Raw genomic sequence first — 17,682 nt, 5'->3', positions numbered from 1 at the left:
GGCGCTTTTGGCGCTGCGGGTCAGAGCTCGACGAGTACTTTGCCGCGGTTGCCCGCCCGGTCGCCGTAGAGGCTGCCGTAGGCGGCGGGGATGGTGTCGAAGCCGTGGTGGAGGGTGTGGTCGCAGACGACCTCGCCGCGCCGGACCCGGCCGCCCAGCTCGGTGTGGAGGTCCTGCCAGTTGCGTTCGGTGAACCATTCCAGGGAGAAGATGCCGCGGACGGTGGCGCGGGGGAACATCAGGTAGGGCAGGAGCCGGGGGCCGGTGTCCTCGTTGCCGACCTGGGTGGCCCACTGCCAGCACACCGCCACCTGGCTCCCGATGTTGAGCATGGGGAACACCGCGTCGGTGACCGTGCCGCCGAGGTTGTCGAAGTACCGGTCGACGCCTTCGGGGGCGGCCCGGGCCAGCGCCTCGCGCACGGTGTCCGCGCCGTCCCCGTGGCGGTAGACGATCACCGCGTCGAAGCCGAGCCCGGTGAGGTAGTCCGCCTTCTCCGGGGACGAGGTGGTGCCGATCACCCGGGCCCCCGCCAGCGCGGCGAGCTGGCCGACGAGGGCGCCCACCGCACCGGAGGCCCCGCTGATGACGAGGGTTTCGCCGGGGCTGATCGTCATGTACTTGCTCAGGGTTCCCCAGGCGGTCATGCCGGGTCCGCCCATCACGCTGAGAGCCGTCGGCAGCGGCAGGGCGTCGTCGTACCAGCGGGGGTCGAGCCTGCGGTAGGCGGGGAAGACCATGGGGAACGTGCCGGTCTGCCAGAGTTCGGCCGCGCCGGTGGAGACCACGTGGGTCTGCCAGCCGCCGAAGCCCTGCACGAGGTCGCCGACGCGGTGGGCGGCGCGCGGTCCCGCCTCCACCACCTCCATGATCGAGTCGGCCCCCATGTGCCGGCCGATGGGGGTGTCGAGGGCGATGCCCTGGAGGTAGGGGTCGACCGAGACGTACAGGGTGCGCAGGAGCATCTCGTCGGGGGCCAGCGTGACGTCGACGTTCTCGACGACCTTCTCGTAGACGCGGTCCACGTCGGGGACGCCCTCGACGTGCTCGCGGACCACCCACTTCGCGATCTTCATGGCTTACTCTCCTCCGTCGGTGCGGTGGGGCGGACGGGCACGGGGACGACCCGGTGGGTCGGTGGAGGTGCGGTGAGGTCGAGCGACGCGGTGAAGGGCTTGCCGTCGTCGCGGCAGACGAACTGCATGACGTGGCGTCCGGCGGCGGCTGCCCGGATGAGGCCGCCGGTGGTGGCCCAGACGCCGGACTGGTAGAAGTCGCGCAGCCCGGGGAGGCCCGGCCCGTGCTTCTTGATCAGCTCTTCGAGCCTCTCGCCGCTCTCGACGAAGGGCTGCCAGCCGAGGACGGTGCCGTCGTAGTTGCCGGTGTAGCGGACCTGGGTGAGGGGGCTGGAGACGTCGCGGACGACGATCGCGTCCCGCAGTCCGGGGTGACGCTGTTCGAGGAAGCCGACGAGCGCTTCGCGGGCCCGCCGTTTCGCCGCGTAGTAGCCGCGCCCGTGCCGTACGGGCAGGGTGTGCAGCTCCTGGCCGCCGCGGGTGCGGGTGACCTGTTCGGGGCCTTCGTCCAAGGCCCGCCAGGGGGCGATGTCGCAGAAGTAGGTGGCGTAGACGACGGTGGTGCCGTCCGGCGACAGCTCGGGGTAATGGCGGCTGCGGAACTGGACGTTGATGCTGGGGTGGCGGATGCCGGTCAGCTCGGCCGCCATCGCCTCGTCGATGAGGTACGTCGTGCAGGGGTCGCCCCCGGGGAAGGGGCGGGAGAGGCCGAGGAAGAGGGTGAAGTAACCGGGGAAGACCATGCCGGGTTCGTGGATGGTCTCGGTGTAGAGCTTGCGGTAGTCCTCGCCGAGGTACTCGCCCTTCAGGAACTTCATGGTCGTGGTGTAGCCGTCGCAGGCCGATACGACGATGTCGGCGCGGAGTTCGCCGCCGTCGCTGAGCCGGACGCCGACCGCCCGGTCGTCCTCGACGATCACCGATTCGACCTTCGTGTTGTACGCGATGTCGCCGCCGAGCCGGCGGTAGCGGGCCTCGATCGACTCGGCGAGGCCGAGGGAGCCGCCCTCGGGGACGCCGGCGGAGAGGTTGGCGTGCGAGGCGAGCTGGAAGTGGAACGGGAGGACGGGGAAGGCCGGGTGCTTCTCGTACAGGATGAAGTTGAAGGCCTCCCGCAGGAGAGGGTCCTTGAACCGCGCCGAGAAGTCCGTCATCAGAACGGTGATCGTGGTGCGCACCGCGTTGAAGTACGGCAGGAACGAGGCGAGCATCCGCCAGCGCTCCCGGCGCCCCATCAGTCCGACGGGCTTGAGGAAGGGGTAGACCGCCAAGGCCTTGCGGAAGCTGCGCAGTTGCCCGCAGAACTTCCGTACGAGGCGGGCGTCGGCGGGTGAGATGCCGATGAGGTGGGCTTCGAGGCGGTCCGGGTCGGAGTAGAAGTGGACGGCCCGGCCGTCGGTGCCGCGCACGATGTTGAAGACGTCGAAGTGGCGGATCTCCTTGCCCTGGAGGGCGCCGAGCTCCAGCCAGATCTGGTGCATCTCGTTGCCGGGGCCGCTGCCGAGGAGCCAGCTGACGCAGGCGTCCAGGGTGAAGCCGCCGCGTTCCCAGGCGGTACAGCAGCCGCCGGGGATCTCGTGCATCTCCAGGATGCGGGTGCGGTAGCCGTTCATCCGGGCGTAGCAGCCGGTGGAGAGGCCGCCCAGCCCGGCCCCGATGATGATCATCGTTTCGCGGGCCCGGTTCTTTCCGTTGTTCATGAGCCCTCGCTCTCGCGTGCCGACCACCGGTCGAGCTGGGGCAGGCGCCCCAGCTTCCCGGGGTGCCAGGGTTCGGCGCCCTTGCTCTCCCAGGCCCGGAATTCCAGGCCGAGTTCGCGGCAGAGGTACTGGACGGCGAAGCGGCCGGTGGAGGCGGCGCGGATCAGGCCGCCCATCCCGACCCACTGGCCGGCCATGGAGAATCCGCTCAGCCCGGGCAGCCGCATCCGGTCCTTGCCGACCAGGCGGGCGGCGACGTCGTCGGCGTCGGAGAACGCCTTCCAGGCGAGGATGGAGCCGCCCAGGTTGCCGGTGTAGCGGTGGGTCGTGGCGGGGGTGGCGACCTCGACGAGCTCGATGCGGTCGGCGATGCCGGGGGTGCGGCGCTCCAGGAAATCCCGGACGAAGTCGGCGACGTCGCGCTTGCGCCGGCGGTATTCCTTGCGGTCCCTGGTGCGCAGGTCCTTCCAGTGGGCGTAGTCGCTGAAGTAGGTGCAGTGCAGAACGGAGCAGCCGGGTGGGGCGAAGCCGCCGGAGTAGCGGGAGCGGGCCTGCACGACGAGGCTGTCCTGCAGGGCGCCGGGGAGGTGGGCCGCGTCCTCCGGGCCGAGGAGGTGCGTGGTGCTGTGCGCCTCGTCGGGATCGAGGTCGCCGCGCAGACCGACGAAGGCGGAGACGACGGCGGGGAAGAGGGTGCCGGGGCGGTGGAGGAGGTCGGTGTAGAGCTTGTCGATGCGGGGTCCGGTGTACCGGCCGCCCAGGAGCCCGTAGACGGTGGTGTGGCCGTCGCAGGCGGAGACCACGTGTTCGGCGAAGTACCGCCTGCCGTCGCGGAGTTCGATGCCGATCGCCCGGTCGTTCTCGACCAGGATCCGTTCGGCGCGGGCCCGGTAGGTGATCGTGCCGCCGAGGCTCCGGTAGCGCTCCTCGACCGAGCGGGCGAGGCCGAGCGAACCGCCTTGCGGGAAGCCCGCGTTGCCGTGGTGGGCGGCGGCCATGTTGAAGAGATACGGCAGCAGCGGGAAGCCGCCCGGGTCCTGGAAGAAGATGTTGCGGAACGCCTTGCGCAGCAGTGGGTCCTGGAACCGGTCGGCGAAGACGTGCATCGGGGTGGCGGCCGTCCGCCAGAACAGCCGGAAGGCCGGCAGCACGGTGCGCAGGGTCCGCGCCCTCTCCCGTACGGTCCGCAGGGCGGGCGCGGTCAGGAACGGGTACAGCTCGATGTCGATGAAGCGGCGCAGGTCCCGGGTGAAGGCGCGGATGTGCGGGGCGTCGGCGGGTGAGAGGTCCAGGAGGTGGGCCTCCAGGCGGTCGGGATCGTTGTAGAAGGTCACCGACCGGCCGTGTTCGTCCTCGACCTTGTTGAACAGCTCGAAGTTGGTGACGGTCTTCCCGTCGAACGCGCCGAGTTCGTTCCACACCTGGTGGGCGTCGTTGCCGGGCGCGGTGCCGACGAGCCATTCGATGCAGTAGTCGAAGAGGTACCCCTCGCGCGACCAGGCGGTGCAGCAGCCGCCGGGCAGGACGTGCTTCTCGAAGATGCGGGTCCTGGCGCCGCTCATCTGCGCGTAGCAGCCGGTGGAGAGACCGGCCACGCCCGCGCCGATGACGATGACGCGGGGCGGGGTGCCCGGGGTGCGTTCCCTGGTCGTCCAGTCGGTGGATCCGGTGGAGTCGGGGGCGTGGTCATCCGTCATGGGCCGCGTCTCCCGTCAGGACGGAGCGCACCAACTGGGCGTTGCGGGGCAGGTGTTTGGCGTCGAGCATCTCGGCGTGGACGCCGGATCCGCGCAGGACGGCGGTGGTGCCGGTGGAGCTGCCGTGCCAGGTGCCGTGCTGCCCGGCGGCGTAGAGGGCGGCCTTCTCCTCGTCGGTGATGACGGTGACCGTCGCGGCGACGGTGCCGGTGTTGGGGGTGCGCCCGCAGAACGCGAGGTATTCGGCGGCGTGGGCGAGGGTCTCGCGGGTGACGGCGTCGGAGCCGGTGTGTTTGCGTACGTGGTCGGCGAGTTCGGCCTCGAAGGCGGCGATGCCGGACGCGTCCGGTTCGTAGGCGGTGAGGATGCGGCGGGAGTCGAGGATGACGACGTGGGCGACGTGGCGGCCGCGCCGCTCCAGTTCCTCGGCCGTCTCGAAGGCGAGGTTGCCGCCGAGGGAGTAGCCGAGGAGCAGGCACGGTCCGTCGGGCCGGTCGGCCTCGATCAGGTCGGCGTACCGGGCGATCTTGTCGTCGCCGGGGAGGTAGTTGAAGCCGATGACGGTGTGGTCGGGGAGGTGGGCGGCCAGGCCCCGGTAGACGAGCCCGTGGCCGCCGGCGGGCGGGAAGCAGAAGAGGGCGGGGTGCTGCCCGGCGTTGAAGGTGAGGAAGGGCAGGTCCTCGGCGCTCGCCCCGAGCAGGACGTCCTCGACGGTGGCGGCCATGCCGTGGAGGGTGGTGACCTGGTAGAGCCTGCTCACGGGGACGCCGACGCCGAACTCGGTGCGCAGGTGGTGGAGAAGCTCGATCAGCTTGATCGAGCTGCCGCCGAGTTCGAAGAAGTCGTCCTCCAGGCCGACCCGTTCGCGGCCCAGGAGGGTTTTCCAGTGCCGGGCGAGGCTGACCTCGTACAGCGTCACGGGCTCTTCGTGCGGCCGGTCGCCGGCCTCGGCCCGTGGGGCGGGCAGCGCGGCCGTGTCGACCTTGCCGTTGGCGGTCAGCGGCAGGGTGGGCAGCTCGGTGAAGTGGGACGGGATCATGTACGAGGGCAGGGAGCGGGCCAGGTGGCGGCGCAGGGACCGGACGTCCAGGGTCGCTCCGGTCTCCGGTACGCAGTAGGCGCAGAGGGCCGCGTCTCCCCCGGTGTCGGTGCGTACGGTGACGACGGCGCGGGCGAGCGCGGGCCATTGGGCGAGATGCGCCTCGATCTCGCCGATCTCGATGCGGTGGCCGCGCAGCTTGACCTGCCCGTCGGTGCGGCCGAGCAGGTGGACCCGGCCGTGTGCGTCCCAGCGGGCGATGTCGCCGGTGCGGTAGAGCCGTTCGGGGCGGGCGTCGGCGGCCCTGGAGAGCGTACGGGTCACGAAGCGTTCGTCGGTCTGCCCGGGGTCTCCGGCGTAGCCGAGGGCGACGCCGTGGCCGCCGATCCAGAGTTCGCCGGGCACGCCGGGCGGCACGGGTTCGCCGTGGGCGTCGAGGATGTGCAGGGTGCTGCCTGGCAGAGGCCGACCGATCGGGACCATCGCGCCGGGTTCCAGGTCGTCGACGGGTCCTTCGAAGTACGCGCTGTCGATGGTGGCTTCGGTGAGGCCGTAGGAGTTGACGAGGCGGGTGCCGGGTCCGCACAGCTCGGCCAGCCTGCGGTACTCACCCACGCTCCAGGCGTCCGAGCCGACCACCAGCAGCCGCAGGAAGTCCAGCCGCAGCCCTTCCCGTGCGCAGTGGTCCATCAGGCCTCGCACGACGGCGGGCACGAACTCGGCGCAGTCGACGCGCTCCTGACGCATCGCGCGGTAGAGCCGGGTGGTGTCGAAGAGGAGGTCGCGGTCGGCCAGGACGAGCGTGCCGCCCGAGCAGAGGGCGCGTACCAGGTCGCCGGTGAACACGTCGAAGGACGGTTCGGCCATCTGGAGGTGCGTCCGGACGTCGGTCTCCAGCCGGTACTCCTGCCGCCAGGCCTCGTATGCGGAGGCGAGGTTGCGGTGGCTGACGCGGACGGCCTTGGGGCGTCCGGTGGAGCCGGAGGTGGTGATGATGTACGCGGGTGAGTCCGGGGCCGCCTCGCACGGCGGGTCGTCGGGGTGCGGTGCGGTGGCGGCGAGTGCGGTGAGGGTGAGCGTCGGGACGGCCAGGGCCCCGGTCTGCTCGGGCGCGGCTTCGTCCGCGACGAGGACGAGGCCCGCGCCGGTGGCCGTCACGAGGTGGGCGAGCCGGTCGGCGGGCTGGTCGGGGCGGAGCGGGAGGTAGGCGGCGCCGGCCTTGAGGACGGCGAGGAGGGCGACGACCAGCTCGGGCGACTTCTCCAGGCACAGCACGACCACCGAGCCCTCGCCGACGCCGAGAGTACGCAGGCGGGCGGCGGTGTCGTCCGCCCGGCGGTCCAGTTCGGCGTAGGTCAGGCGGTGCGCCCCGCCGTGCGGGGAGGGCATGGTGACGGCGACGGCCGTGGGGTGCGCGGCGGCGATCCGCCCGATCAGCGCCTGGACCGGGGCGAACGGCTCTTCCCGGGATCCGTCCCCGTGCCCGGCGGCGGGAAGGGCCGGGCGGCTCCACTCCCCCACGAGCCGTTCGCGTTCCCGGTCGCCGAGCATCTCCAGCCGGGAGGCGGGCTGTTCGCCCGGCGCGCGGGTCATCCCGTCGAGGAGGCGGCTGTAGTGGGCGGCCATGCGGCGCATGGTCTCCGAGAGGAAGAGGTCGGTGTTGTACTTGAACACGCAGTGGAAGCGACCCTCGTCCTCGTAGGCGGACAGGGTTATGTCGAACTGCCCTTCCTCCTCCGGAAGTTCGATGTACTCCAGGCGGTAGCCGTACTGCTCGGTCGCCACCTTGTGGGTGAGGAGGATGAACATCGCCTGGAAGACGGCGGAGCGGCTGGGGTCGTGCTGGAGGCCCAGCTCCTCCACGAGGAGGACGAAGGGGTACTCCTGGTTGTCCAGGCCGCCGAGCACGGTCCGGCGGACCTGTTGCAGCAGTTCGGCGACGGTCGGGTCCTGCGACAGGTCGGCGTGCAGGGGCAGCGGGTTGACGAAGTAGCCGTAGACGGAGGCGAAGTCCTGCCGCGTGCGGCCGGTCACCGGGGAGCCGACGACGATGTGGTCCTGCCCGGAGTAGCGGTGGAGCAGGAGGTAGTACGCGCTGAGCAGCACCATGAACGGGGTGACGCCGTGCGCGCGGGCCAGGGCGTGGACGCGGGCGCTCAGCGCGTCGTCGAGGACGAAGAACTCCGACGCCCCGTTGTGGGTCTGGACCGCCGGGCGCGGCTTGTCGACGGGCAGGTCCAGGAGCGGGACCTCGGCGGGCAGCTGGGATCGCCAGTAGTCGAGCATGCCCGTCGCCTCGGGCCCGGCCAGGAAGGCGTTCTGCCGGTTGAGGAAGTCGAGGTAGCGGGCCTCGACCGGCGGGAGCTGAGGCTCCCGGTTGCGGCGCAACGCCTCGTAGATGCTGAGGAGTTCCTCGATGAAGGTGAACGTGGAGATGGCGTCGGAGACGATGTGGTGGACGGCCTTCATGATGATCCAGCGGTCCGGGCCCCGCTTGAAGAGACGGAAGCGGATCAGGGGGTCGTGGGCGAGGTCGTAGGGCTTGCGGTACTCCTGGACGATCGTGGCGTGGACGGTCTCCCAGTCCTCGCCCTGGACGTCGAAGAGGGCGAGATCGGTTCTGGCGTCCTCGGAGACCCGCTGCACGGCCTGCCCGTCCACCAGGAGGAAGTTGGTGCGCAGCGCGGGGTGGCGGGCGATGAGCCGGCGGACGGCCTCGAACATCAGGTCCGGTTCGAGGCCGACGTTCACCTCGACGGCCCCGCCGATGTTGTACGCGTAGCCGTCGGGGTTGAGGTGCTTGAGGAACCAGAGCGCCTTCTGGTTCTGCGTCAGCGGGTACTGCCGCTCGTCGGTGTGGAGCTCGATCGCGCCCGTCGCCCTGTCGTCTTCCTCCGCCGAGGCCAGGGCGGCGAGTCCGTCGTGGAGCCGGTCGGCGAGTTCCCCGGCCGGGGTGCCGCTGAGCAGGGCGACGACGGGCAGGGCGACGCCGAGTTCGGCGTGGATACGGGCGCGTAGCTCCATGGCGAGGAGGGAGTCGAGTCCGAGTTCGCCGAGGCCCGTGGTGGCGTCGATGCGGTCCGTTCCGGTGCGGAGCACGGTGGCGGCGAGCGCGGCGAACCGCTCGGCGACCAGTGCGCGCCGGGCCTCCTCGCCGGCGGCGCGGAAGGTGTCGAGGAACCCGTTGCCGGAGGCGGTGTCCGTGGGCGGCGCGGCGGCGGCAGCGAGGTCGGCGACCAGCGGCGGCGGTGACGAGTACCAGGCCAGGAAGACGGGCCAGTCGACGACGGTGGCCACGACGAGCTGCGCGTGGTCCTGTCCGATGACGCGTTCCAGGACGGCCATGCCGGCGTCCGGGGAGAGCGAGCTCATGCCCCGGCTGTGCAGGTAGTGCTCTACCAGGCCGAGTTCCTCGATCATGCCGGTGGCCCAGGGGCCCCAGTCGAGGCTGAGCGCGGGCAGGCCCTGGGCGCGGCGGTGGTGGGCGAGGGCGTCCAGGAAGGCGTTTCCGGCGGCGTAGTTGGTCTGGCCGGCCGTGGTCAGCAGGGAGGCGATCGACGCGAAGAGCACGAAGTGTTCGAGGGGTTCGTCCCGCAGGTGCCGGTGCAGGAGGTGGGCGCCGATGGTCTTCGGGTCGTGGACGGCGTCGAAGGCGGCCCGGTCGAGGTCGGCGACGAGCGTGTCGCGGACCTGTCCGGCCAGGTGGAACACCCCGCGTACGGGCGGCGCTCCGCTCTGCCGGTGGGCGTCGAGCCAGCCGGTCAGGGCGTCCTCGTCGGTGATGTCGAGGGTGGCGAGGACGGGCTGCGCGCCGAGCGCCTCCAGCTCGCGGAGCAGGGCCACGGCCCGGCCCTCGGCGGTGGCGGGGTCGGTCCCGGCCCACTTCTCCCGGGCGGGGACGGGGGTGCGCCCAACCAGGACGATCCGGCGGGCTCCGCGTCGTACGAGGGTCCGGCACAGCAGTCGGCCGAGCGCCCCGAACGCGCCGGTGACCAGGTAGCTCCCATCGGCCCGCAGGCGCAGCGGCAGGGGCCGGGTGAGGCTCTCGGCGGGGCGGAGGCGGCCGGTGCGGCGGCGGCCGTCGCGCAGGGCGATCTCCTGCTCGTCGTCGCTCAGTGCCTCGGCCAGGAGCGCCGCCGCCTCGGCGCGGTCGCCGTCCGGGCCGGGCTGCCTGCGGGGGTCGAGGTCGATGAGCTTGCCGGGGTGTTCGGTCAGTTCCTGATGGCGCAGGACGCGGCCGATGCCCCAGGCGGGTGCTCCGAGGGGTTCGGTCCCTTCGCCGGGCAAAGCGGGCTGAGCGCCTCGGGTGACGATGTGCAGGCGGCCTGCCTCGCCCCGGGCGGACAGCAGCCGGGCGAGGGCGATCAGGGAGTACGCGCCCGCGCCGGTGTGGTCGTGGAGGGTGCTGCGGTCGCATGCGGCGAGGGCGGGGGCGTCGAGGTTCCACAGGTGCAGGACGGTCCCCCGGAAGGGGCCGCCGTCGCGGTCGAGGTCGGCGAAGAGACGGCGCAGGTCGGCGTCGGAGGTGGGGTCGACGGTGTACGTGCGGCCCTCGGCGGAGGCGGTGTGGGCCGCGCCCCGGCGGACCAGGCGGCACCGTTCGCCACGGGCCTCGGCCAGGGCGGCGAAGGCCTCCGCGACGCCTGTGGCGTCGGCGAGGAGCAGCCAGTCGTGGGCGGGTGCGGTGGGTGTGGGCGTGGAGGCGGGCCGCGGTGGGCCCCCGTTGACCGCCGCCTCGCCGCGTACGCCGGTGGAGCTCTCGTCCTGCGGCGGCGCGTCGGGGGCCGCCACCTCCGGGAGGCCGCCCTCGACCGGCAGCGGCGGGCAGTCCGTCCAGACGGGTTCGGCGAGCCAGGAGTCGATCGTGGTGCGGGCGACGACGGTGGCCGCCTTCGCCACGTCGGCGGCGCGGAAGCCCTGGACGCGGCCGAGCGGCGTGCCGTCGTCGGCGTACAGGGCGATGTTCCCGAGGGTGGTGTCGGCGTCGCCGGGGAGCAGGGTGGCGTGGGCCCAGAACGGCTGGTCGCCGATGGGTTCGAGGGCCACCTCGTCCAGGGAGAGCGGCAGCCTGATCCCGGTGTCCGGGACGGGGTCTTCGGGGGTCGGCGGAGTCGGCGGGATCAGCGGAGCCAGGAGCGTCTGGAAGCAGGCGTCGAGCAGGACGGGGTGGAGGTGGTGGCCTGCGGCGTCGTCGCCGATCGCGCGGGGCGGGCGGATCCGGGCGAGGACCTCTCCGGCGCCGATCCAGACCTCCTCCACGGCCTGGAAGGCGGGGCCGTAGTGGTAGCCGAGGGCGGCCAGCGCGGTGTAGCAGTCGGGTCCTTCGAGGTGGCGGAGGGACCGGGCCCGGATCGCGGGGACGTCGAGCGGCGGGGTGGTGCGGCGGCGCTGTCCGGTGCGGACGATTCCGCTCGCGTGGACGGTCCGCTCGCCGTCGTCCCCGGTCGGGGAGGCGATGGTGAAGGCGGCGTTCTCCGGGGAGAGCGACACCTCCACGGTGCGGTCCTCGCCGTCGGGCAGGAAGAGCGCCTTGCGCAGGTCGATGTCGGCGAGGACGGCAGTGGTGGAGCCGGTGAGCCGAAGAACGGCCTGGGCGGCCATCTCCAGGTAGCCGGCGGCGGGAAAGACCACGGTGTCCTGGATGCGGTGGTCGGCGAGGTAGGGCAGGTCCTCGGTGTCCAGGCGGGCCAGCCAGGTGGGCGCGGTGGCGTCGGTACGGCGGCCGAGGAGCGGGTGGTCGCGGTGGCCCAGCCGGACCTGGGCGACCGGCCGGGGCTCGGTCCAGTGGCGGTCGCGCCGGAAGGGGTGGCGGGGCAGGGTGACGGGCCGGCCGGCGGGCTGGAGCAGGTCCCAGTCGACGGGGACGCCCAGGGTGTGGAGCGAGCCGAGGGAGGCGGCGAAGCGCTCGGGCTCGTTCTCGCGGCGGCGGATCGAGGGCAGGGTGAGCCCGGACGTCCCGGACGCGTCGAGGCATTCGCGGATGGCGTGGCCGAGGACCGGGTGCGGTCCGATCTCCAGGAAGAGGTGGTGGCCGTCTTCGGTGATGCGGTCGATCGCCGACCGGAAGCGGACCCGGTCGCGGACGTTCTTCCACCAGTAGGCGGCGTCGAGTTCCTCGCCCCGGGCGGTGCCCTCGGCACCGGTGAGATACAACGGCACCTGGGCGGGTCGCGGCTCCAACGGAGCCAGCTCCGCGAGCAGTTCGTCCTTGATGCGCTCCATCCCGACGCTGTGGTACGGAACTTCGACGGTGAGGAACTTCGCGAACTGCTGCTCGGCCCGCAGCTCCTCGGCCAGCAGGGTGAGCGCCGCCTCGTCCCCGGCCAGGGTGATCGCGGTGGGGCTGTTGACGGCGGCGATGGAGACCTGGTCGCTGTAGGGGCGTACCCGGCGCTCGGCCTCGTCCTCGGACAGGCTGACGGCGAGCATGGTGCCCGTGCCGGCCAGGGTGTGCTGGAGGCGGCTGCGGTGCACGGCGATCCTGGCCGCGTCCCGCAGGGAGTAGACGCCCGCCGTGTGGAAGGCGGCGATCTCCCCGGTGCTGTGGCCGACCACGGCGTCGGGGCGCACGCCGTGGGACCGCCACAGGGCGGCGAGGCCGACCTGCACGGCGAAGTTCGCGGGCTGGGCGAGCCAGGTCCGGCCCATCCGGGAATCGGATTCGTCGGCGGTCAGTTCCTCGATGAGGGACCAGTCGGCGAACTCCCGCAGCGCCCGGTCGCAGGCGACCACGGCGTCCCGGAAGACCGGTTCCTCCGCCAGGAGTTGGCGGCCCATGCCCCACCACTGCGGGCCCATGCCGGTGAAGACCCACACCAGCCGCCGGTCGGCGGCGTCCCGGGCTCTGCCGTGGACGATCCGGGGGTGGGCCTCCCCGCGCTCGTGGGCGGCCAGGGCCTCGTCGAGTGAGGCGCGGGAGGAGTAGACGACGGACAGCCGCTCGGGCAGGTGCTGGCGGCGGTGGGCCAGGGTGTGGCCGAGGTCGTCGAGGGTCGGGGCCGGGCCGTGGTCCCCCGCCAGCTCGGCCCGGATCCCGGCCGCCATCTCCACCAGGGCGTCCGGGCGACGGGCGCTGAGCGGCAGGATGCTCCAGGGCCGCCGGGCGGGCGCGGTGGTCCCGTCGTCCGACGGAACCGGCGGGGCCTCCTCCAGCACGACATGGGCGTTGGTGCCGCCGAATCCGAAGGAGTTGACCCCGGCTCGGGCGGGCCCTTCGTGGGCGGGCCATTCGGTGGGCCGGGCGGGGATCTCGTAGGGCAGGGTCGCCGGGTCGATGGCGGGGTTGAGGTTCTCCAGGTTGATGTGGGGCGGGATCGTGCGGCGTTCGAGGCTCAGGACGGTCTTGATCAGCCCGGCGATCCCGGCGGCGGATTCGGTGTGGCCGATGTTCGTCTTGACCGAGCCGACGTAGGCGCGGGCGCCCGGGGCCCGTCCGATGGCGAGCGCACGGGCCAGGGCGTTCGCCTCGATCGGGTCGCCGACCGGGGTCGAGGTGCCGTGTGCCTCCATGTACTGGAGGTCGCCGGGGGTGATGCCCGCCTCGGCGCAGACCCGGCGGATGAGGTCGACCTGGGCGTCGGGGTTGGGCACGGTGATGCCGTTGGTGTGGCCGTCCTGATTGACGCCGCTGCCCAGGATCACCGCGTGGATGCGGTCCCCGTCCCGTACGGCGTCCTCCAGCCGCTTCAGCGCGACCAGGCCGACGCCTTCGGCCCGTACGTAACCGTCGGCGGCGGCGTCGAACGTACGGGAGCGGCCCCCGGGCGACAGGAACCCGCCCTTCGTCTCGGCGACGGTGTACTGCGGGGCCATGTGCAGCAGGGTGCCGCCGGCCAGCGCGAGGTCGGTCTCCCCGTGGCGCAGCGCCTGGCACGCGAGGTGGACGGCGACCAGGGAGGAGCTGCACGCGGTGTCGACGGACAGGCTGGGGCCGCGGAAGTCGAAGCAGTACGAGATGCGGTTCGACACCATCGTCATCATGGTCCCGGTCGCGGTGTGGGCGGCCAGCGAGGTGAAGCCCAGGTCGGCGAACTGCAGGATCTTGTAGTCCAGGGTGAACGCGCCGACGTAGACGGCGACGTTGCCGCCGGCGAGGTCGGCGGGCCGCTGGCCACCGTCCTCCAGTGCCTCCCAGGCCACTTCGAGGAGCTTGCGCTGCTGCGGGTCCATGTGGTCGGCCTCGCGCGGGCTGATGCCGAAAAACGCGGGGTCGAACTCGTCGAAGCCGTCGATGTATCCGCCGCGGCCGCCGACGAGGCGCCCGGGTTTGTCGCGGAACCGGCTGCCGAGCGTACGGACGTCGTACCGGTCGGGCGGGGTGGGCGTGATGCAGTCCTTGCCCTCCACCAGGTTCCGCCAGAACGTGCGGTGGTCCGAGGCGCCGCCGGGCAGGCGGCAGCCCATCCCGATGATCGCCACCTTGTTCCGTAACTCCCGGTTGTTCGCGTCGGCCATTCGAACTCCTCAAGTGGTGGTGGAGCGTCAGGGGGCGGCGGTCAATCCGGCCGGGGGCCCGGTGCCGGTCCGCGTCGCCAGGGGTGCAGGAGAGCGGCGAGGATCTCGCCGGTGGCGGGGAAGGTCGTTGGGTCGCTGAGGCCCACAGCGGCGGGTTCGCGGCCGGGACGCCAGGTGAAGGTGCCGAAGAGGTGGTCCCAGCACGACAGGTCGGAGCCGTAGTGGCCGGCTTCGGACAGTTCGGTGCTGTGGTGCAGCCGGTGCTGCTCGGGGCCGGCCAGCAGATGGTTGAGCGGGCCGATCCGGACGTCGATGTTGGCGTGGACGAAGTAGCCCTGTGCGGCGACGAAGAGTCCGACCACCAGCACGGCCGGACGGGAGAAGCCGACGAGGGCCAGGGTCAGCTGGACGAGGCTCTGCGCCAGCACGATGTCCAGCACGTGGTTGACCCCGTTGTTGGCGACGTTGACCTTCTCCGGTACGTGATGCACCCCGTGGAGCCGCCAGAGCAGGGCGTTGCGGTGGCCCAGTCGGTGCACGAGGTAGCTGACGAGTGATCCGGCCAACAGGGCGCCCGGGATCTCGATCCCGAGGTGATACGTCGGCTCCTGCGGCGAGATCAGGCCGACTGCCAGTACGACCAGCAGTTGTGCCAGTCCGCTTCCGGCCATGGTGAGCAGGAACCAGATGCCGTACCAGCGCCATTCGTCCTTTCCGGGATGCCAGTTCCGGTCGTACGGAATCAGCCGCTCCAGGAGAGCCAGATAGGCGATGGCGCCGACCAGGAAAAGCGGGCTGACCCATGCCGGATCCCACCGCAGCCGCAACGCGAACACGCCCACGCACACGACCGCGAGGAGGAGAACAGGGTAGGCGGCGGCACGAAGAATGCGGGCAGGGTAATTCCCTCCCGCCCTCTTCCCGGAAACCGAATAGTCGGCCGAATGAATTTCGCCATGAGCGGCGCTCGCACGCTCGTCCATATGTGACCCCCACAAGGAAACGCAACCGGGAGATTGAGGCCAACTTTTCCACATCAGCGCAGGCCAGAAGGGTCTGGGGATCTCGGTGAACCCTGGGGCGGCCATGGCCCCGCACTGATACCTCTCAGACACCCGGCTTCGACGGAATCCGGCCGTGGCGTGAACCGATTCCCCCGATCCCATCGGCCCAGATCATCTATTTCCCGATCGCACGGCTTTAATCCCGCTCGACTCGCAGAAATCGTCCGACGCTTTTATCCATGGGCGACAAATGAGGTGCGGGGTAAATCGCACAACCGGGGTGAGATCATTTGTGCGAGCAATTTCTTCGTAGGATCATCCCGATGCCGCGGGACGGCGTATCCCCATACGCCGGGAGGCTATTTCCTGCGCTCGGGCGCACGTCCGGGCGGGGAGCCGTGCGCCCGCGCGTAAGCAGGGTGTCCGCGTGCTCCCCGAAAGCACCTGCGGGGGACGCAGGCCCAGGACACCTTCCGCCGGCGGACACCGCCCTGCGATGATCACGGCGAGATCCGGCAATCCGGCGAGCCGAGCAGTGAATCGAGGAGACTCCTTGTCGTACGACGTCGGCGTGGTGCGCGCACAGTTCCCCGCCCTGCGGTCCGGTACGGCGCATTTCGACGGTCCGGGCGGCACACAGACCCCGGCCTCCGTCGTGGCGGCGATCGGCGAGGCGATGAGCCGGCCCCTGTCGATCCGGGGCGCCGCCCTGCCCGGGGAGGTGAACGCGGAGGAGATCGTCCACGGATTCCGGCAGGCGATGGCGGACCTGCTGGGCGCGGACCCGGGCGGGATCGTGTTCGGCCGGAGCGCCACCCAGCTCACCTACGACTTCTCGCGCACCCTCGCCAGGACCTGGAGCCCGGGGGACGAGGTGGTGGTCAGCCGGCTGGACCACGATGCCAACATCCGCCCGTGGGTGCAGGCGGCCGAGCGGGCGGGGGCAGTGGTGCGGTGGGCCGACTTCGATCCGGCGACCGGCGAGCTGCCCCCGGAGGCCGTCGGCGCGCACATCAGCGGGCGGACCCGGCTGGTCGCGGTGACCGGCGCCTCCAACCTGATCGGCACCCGGCCCGACGTCCCGGCCATCGCCGCTCTCGCCCACCGGGCCGGCGCGCTGCTGTACGTGGACGGGGTCCATCTCACCTCGCACCGCGCGGTCGACCTGGAGCGGCTCGGGGCGGACTTCTTCGTCTGCTCCCCGTACAAGTTCTTCGGCCCCCACCACGGGGTGCTCGCCGCCCGGCCGGAACTGCTCGACACCCTCCGCCCGGACAAGCTGGCGCCGTCCACCGACGCCGTACCGGAGCGCTTCGAACTCGGCACACTGCCCTACGAGTCGATGGCGGGCACACGTGCGGCGGTGGACTTCATCGCGGGCCTGGGTTCCGGCACGGACACGGCGGACGAGCGCGGCGGGCGCCGCGAGCGGCTCCTGTCGGCGTACGCGGCGATCGACACCCACGAGAGCGCGCTGCGGGAGTCCATCGAGAAGGCGGTACGCGAACTGGGCGGGGTGACCGTGCGCTCGCGGGCCGCCGAGCGCACCCCCACCCTGCTGCTCACCTTCGAGGGCCGGGACGCGGCGGCCGCCTACCGCGCCCTCGCCCGTTCCGGGGTGCACGCGCCCGCCGGGTCCTTCTACGCCCTGGAGGCCTCCCGGCACCTCGGGCTCGGCGAGAGCGGCGGCCTGCGCGTCGGGCTGTCCGCGTACAACGACACGGACGACGTGGAGCGGCTCCTGACGGGACTGGCGGACTTCCTGCGCTGACGGCGGACCCAGGGAGCGTCGGGCGGGCCGGGGCCGGCGGACGCCCCTGGAGCGTCCGCCGGACATCCCTGGAGCGTGGCCAGGGTGCCCACCGCGTGGGCCGGCCCGGTCAGCTGCCGGGCCCCCGGCGGCTGCCGTCCGGCCCAGCCGGGTCCGGCGACGCGGACGACGGGACGCCTGCGCGCGCCCCGTACACCCCACTCGATCGCGTCCAGCCGGTCCACGAGCGCGCGGCTCGCCGTGCCGCGCGACTGCGCCCGGAGCACGACTGCGGCGGGGCCGGTCCGCCGTACCGCGTCCTCCAGCGCCCCGGCGGGCACGGCAGCGCCGAACATGCGGACAGGCAGGGCTGGTTGGGCGAGGGTCGCGGCGAGTGCCTCCAAAGCCGGCGTATGGGTCTCGCCGGGCGCACGGGCCAGCAGGGCGAGGCCCGCGCCGGGGGCGGGCGGCCGGTCGGCCGAGGCGCCGCGGAGTGCGCCGGAGACGTGCCACGACAACAGGTGCTCGACCTCGATGTACTGCTCCCCCGCCGTTTCCCACGGGCGCCCCACCGCGTGCGGCGCCGGCATCATCACCTCCTCCCAGGCGACCGGAAGCCCGTACCGGTCGAGCACCGCCGTGAGCAGCTCGTCCATGGCCGGGGCATCCAGCCGGACCGCCGCCGGGCGAGGCATCGGCACTCCTGGCGCGCCCTGCCGACCGGAAGCGGCCCGGGGGCCCGGGAAGCCTGCCCGGACCGAGGCCCGGCCGGGGCGCGGGACGCTCCGGTACGGGCTGTTCCGGCACGGGCTGTTCCGGCACGGGCCGTTCCGGCACGGGCCGTTCCGGCGCGGGACGTTCCGGCGCGGGACGCACGGGTGACCGGCGGTCTGCCGCACGACAACCCCTACTGGCGTCGCCGCCACCCCGAGCAGGCCGCACGCGAGGCCGCCGCCCGGGAG

The 17,682-nt window shown here is 72.2% G+C and carries 6 protein-coding genes and 1 pseudogene; 1 reads left to right on the top strand and 6 read right to left on the bottom strand.

Features of this window, described 5'->3' with window-relative positions; all coding sequences use genetic code 11:
- Positions 1-20: 20 nt before the first annotated feature.
- Genes ACFWM7_RS07075 through ACFWM7_RS07055 form a run of 5 tightly spaced genes read right to left on the bottom strand, consistent with a single transcriptional unit; the run spans position 21 to position 14,949 of the window.
- Entirely contained in the window at positions 21-1,076 is a 1,056-nt protein-coding gene (locus ACFWM7_RS07075; protein WP_383256085.1) for an MDR family NADP-dependent oxidoreductase, read from the bottom strand.
- A complete protein-coding gene (locus ACFWM7_RS07070) occupies positions 1,073-2,776 on the bottom strand; it encodes a phytoene desaturase family protein (protein WP_383256083.1) in 1,704 nt (567 codons plus the stop codon). The genes ACFWM7_RS07075 and ACFWM7_RS07070 overlap by 4 nt, the downstream gene beginning before the upstream one ends.
- Positions 2,773-4,473 (bottom strand): phytoene desaturase family protein, encoded by a 1,701-nt coding sequence (locus ACFWM7_RS07065; RefSeq protein WP_383256081.1) that lies wholly within the window; start codon positions 4,471-4,473, stop codon positions 2,773-2,775. The genes ACFWM7_RS07070 and ACFWM7_RS07065 overlap by 4 nt, the downstream gene beginning before the upstream one ends.
- Entirely contained in the window at positions 4,463-13,966 is a 9,504-nt protein-coding gene (locus ACFWM7_RS07060; RefSeq protein ID WP_383256078.1) for an amino acid adenylation domain-containing protein, read from the bottom strand. The genes ACFWM7_RS07065 and ACFWM7_RS07060 overlap by 11 nt, the downstream gene beginning before the upstream one ends.
- Positions 13,967-14,007: 41 nt before the next feature.
- On the bottom strand, positions 14,008-14,949 hold the full coding sequence (locus ACFWM7_RS07055; RefSeq protein ID WP_383256076.1) for a sterol desaturase family protein: 942 nt from the start codon (positions 14,947-14,949) through the stop codon (positions 14,008-14,010).
- A gap of 574 nt (positions 14,950-15,523) precedes the next feature.
- Here ACFWM7_RS07055 and ACFWM7_RS07050 point away from each other — a divergent pair.
- Positions 15,524-16,741 (top strand): cysteine desulfurase-like protein, encoded by a 1,218-nt coding sequence (locus ACFWM7_RS07050; protein WP_383256074.1) that lies wholly within the window; start codon positions 15,524-15,526, stop codon positions 16,739-16,741.
- A 71-nt stretch (positions 16,742-16,812) separates the two neighbouring features.
- Here the strand turns inward: ACFWM7_RS07050 and ACFWM7_RS07045 are convergent.
- Positions 16,813-17,540, bottom strand: a pseudogene (locus ACFWM7_RS07045) (transcriptional regulator); the annotation flags it as partial.
- Positions 17,541-17,682 lie beyond the last annotated feature (142 nt).

The sequence above is a fragment of the Streptomyces sp. NPDC058375 genome, from assembly GCF_042723425.1.
Taxonomy (GTDB): Bacteria; Actinomycetota; Actinomycetes; order Streptomycetales; family Streptomycetaceae; genus Streptomyces; species Streptomyces durocortorensis.
The sequence above is the reverse complement of the archived record's forward strand: the minus strand, read 5'-3'. Positions and strand labels throughout refer to the sequence as shown.

Bases quoted from the DNA above. Each gene is read 5' to 3' on its own strand.
- ACFWM7_RS07075 (WP_383256085.1), bottom strand. From the start codon at position 1,076: ATGAAGATCGCGAAGTGGGTGGTCCGCGAGCACGTCGAGGGCGTCCCC.
- ACFWM7_RS07070 (WP_383256083.1), bottom strand. From the start codon at position 2,776: ATGAACAACGGAAAGAACCGGGCCCGCGAAACGATGATCATCATCGGG.
- ACFWM7_RS07065 (WP_383256081.1), bottom strand. From the start codon at position 4,473: ATGACGGATGACCACGCCCCCGACTCCACCGGATCCACCGACTGGACG.
- ACFWM7_RS07055 (WP_383256076.1), bottom strand. From the start codon at position 14,949: ATGGACGAGCGTGCGAGCGCCGCTCATGGCGAAATTCATTCGGCCGAC.
- ACFWM7_RS07060 (WP_383256078.1), bottom strand. From the start codon at position 13,966: ATGGCCGACGCGAACAACCGGGAGTTACGGAACAAGGTGGCGATCATC.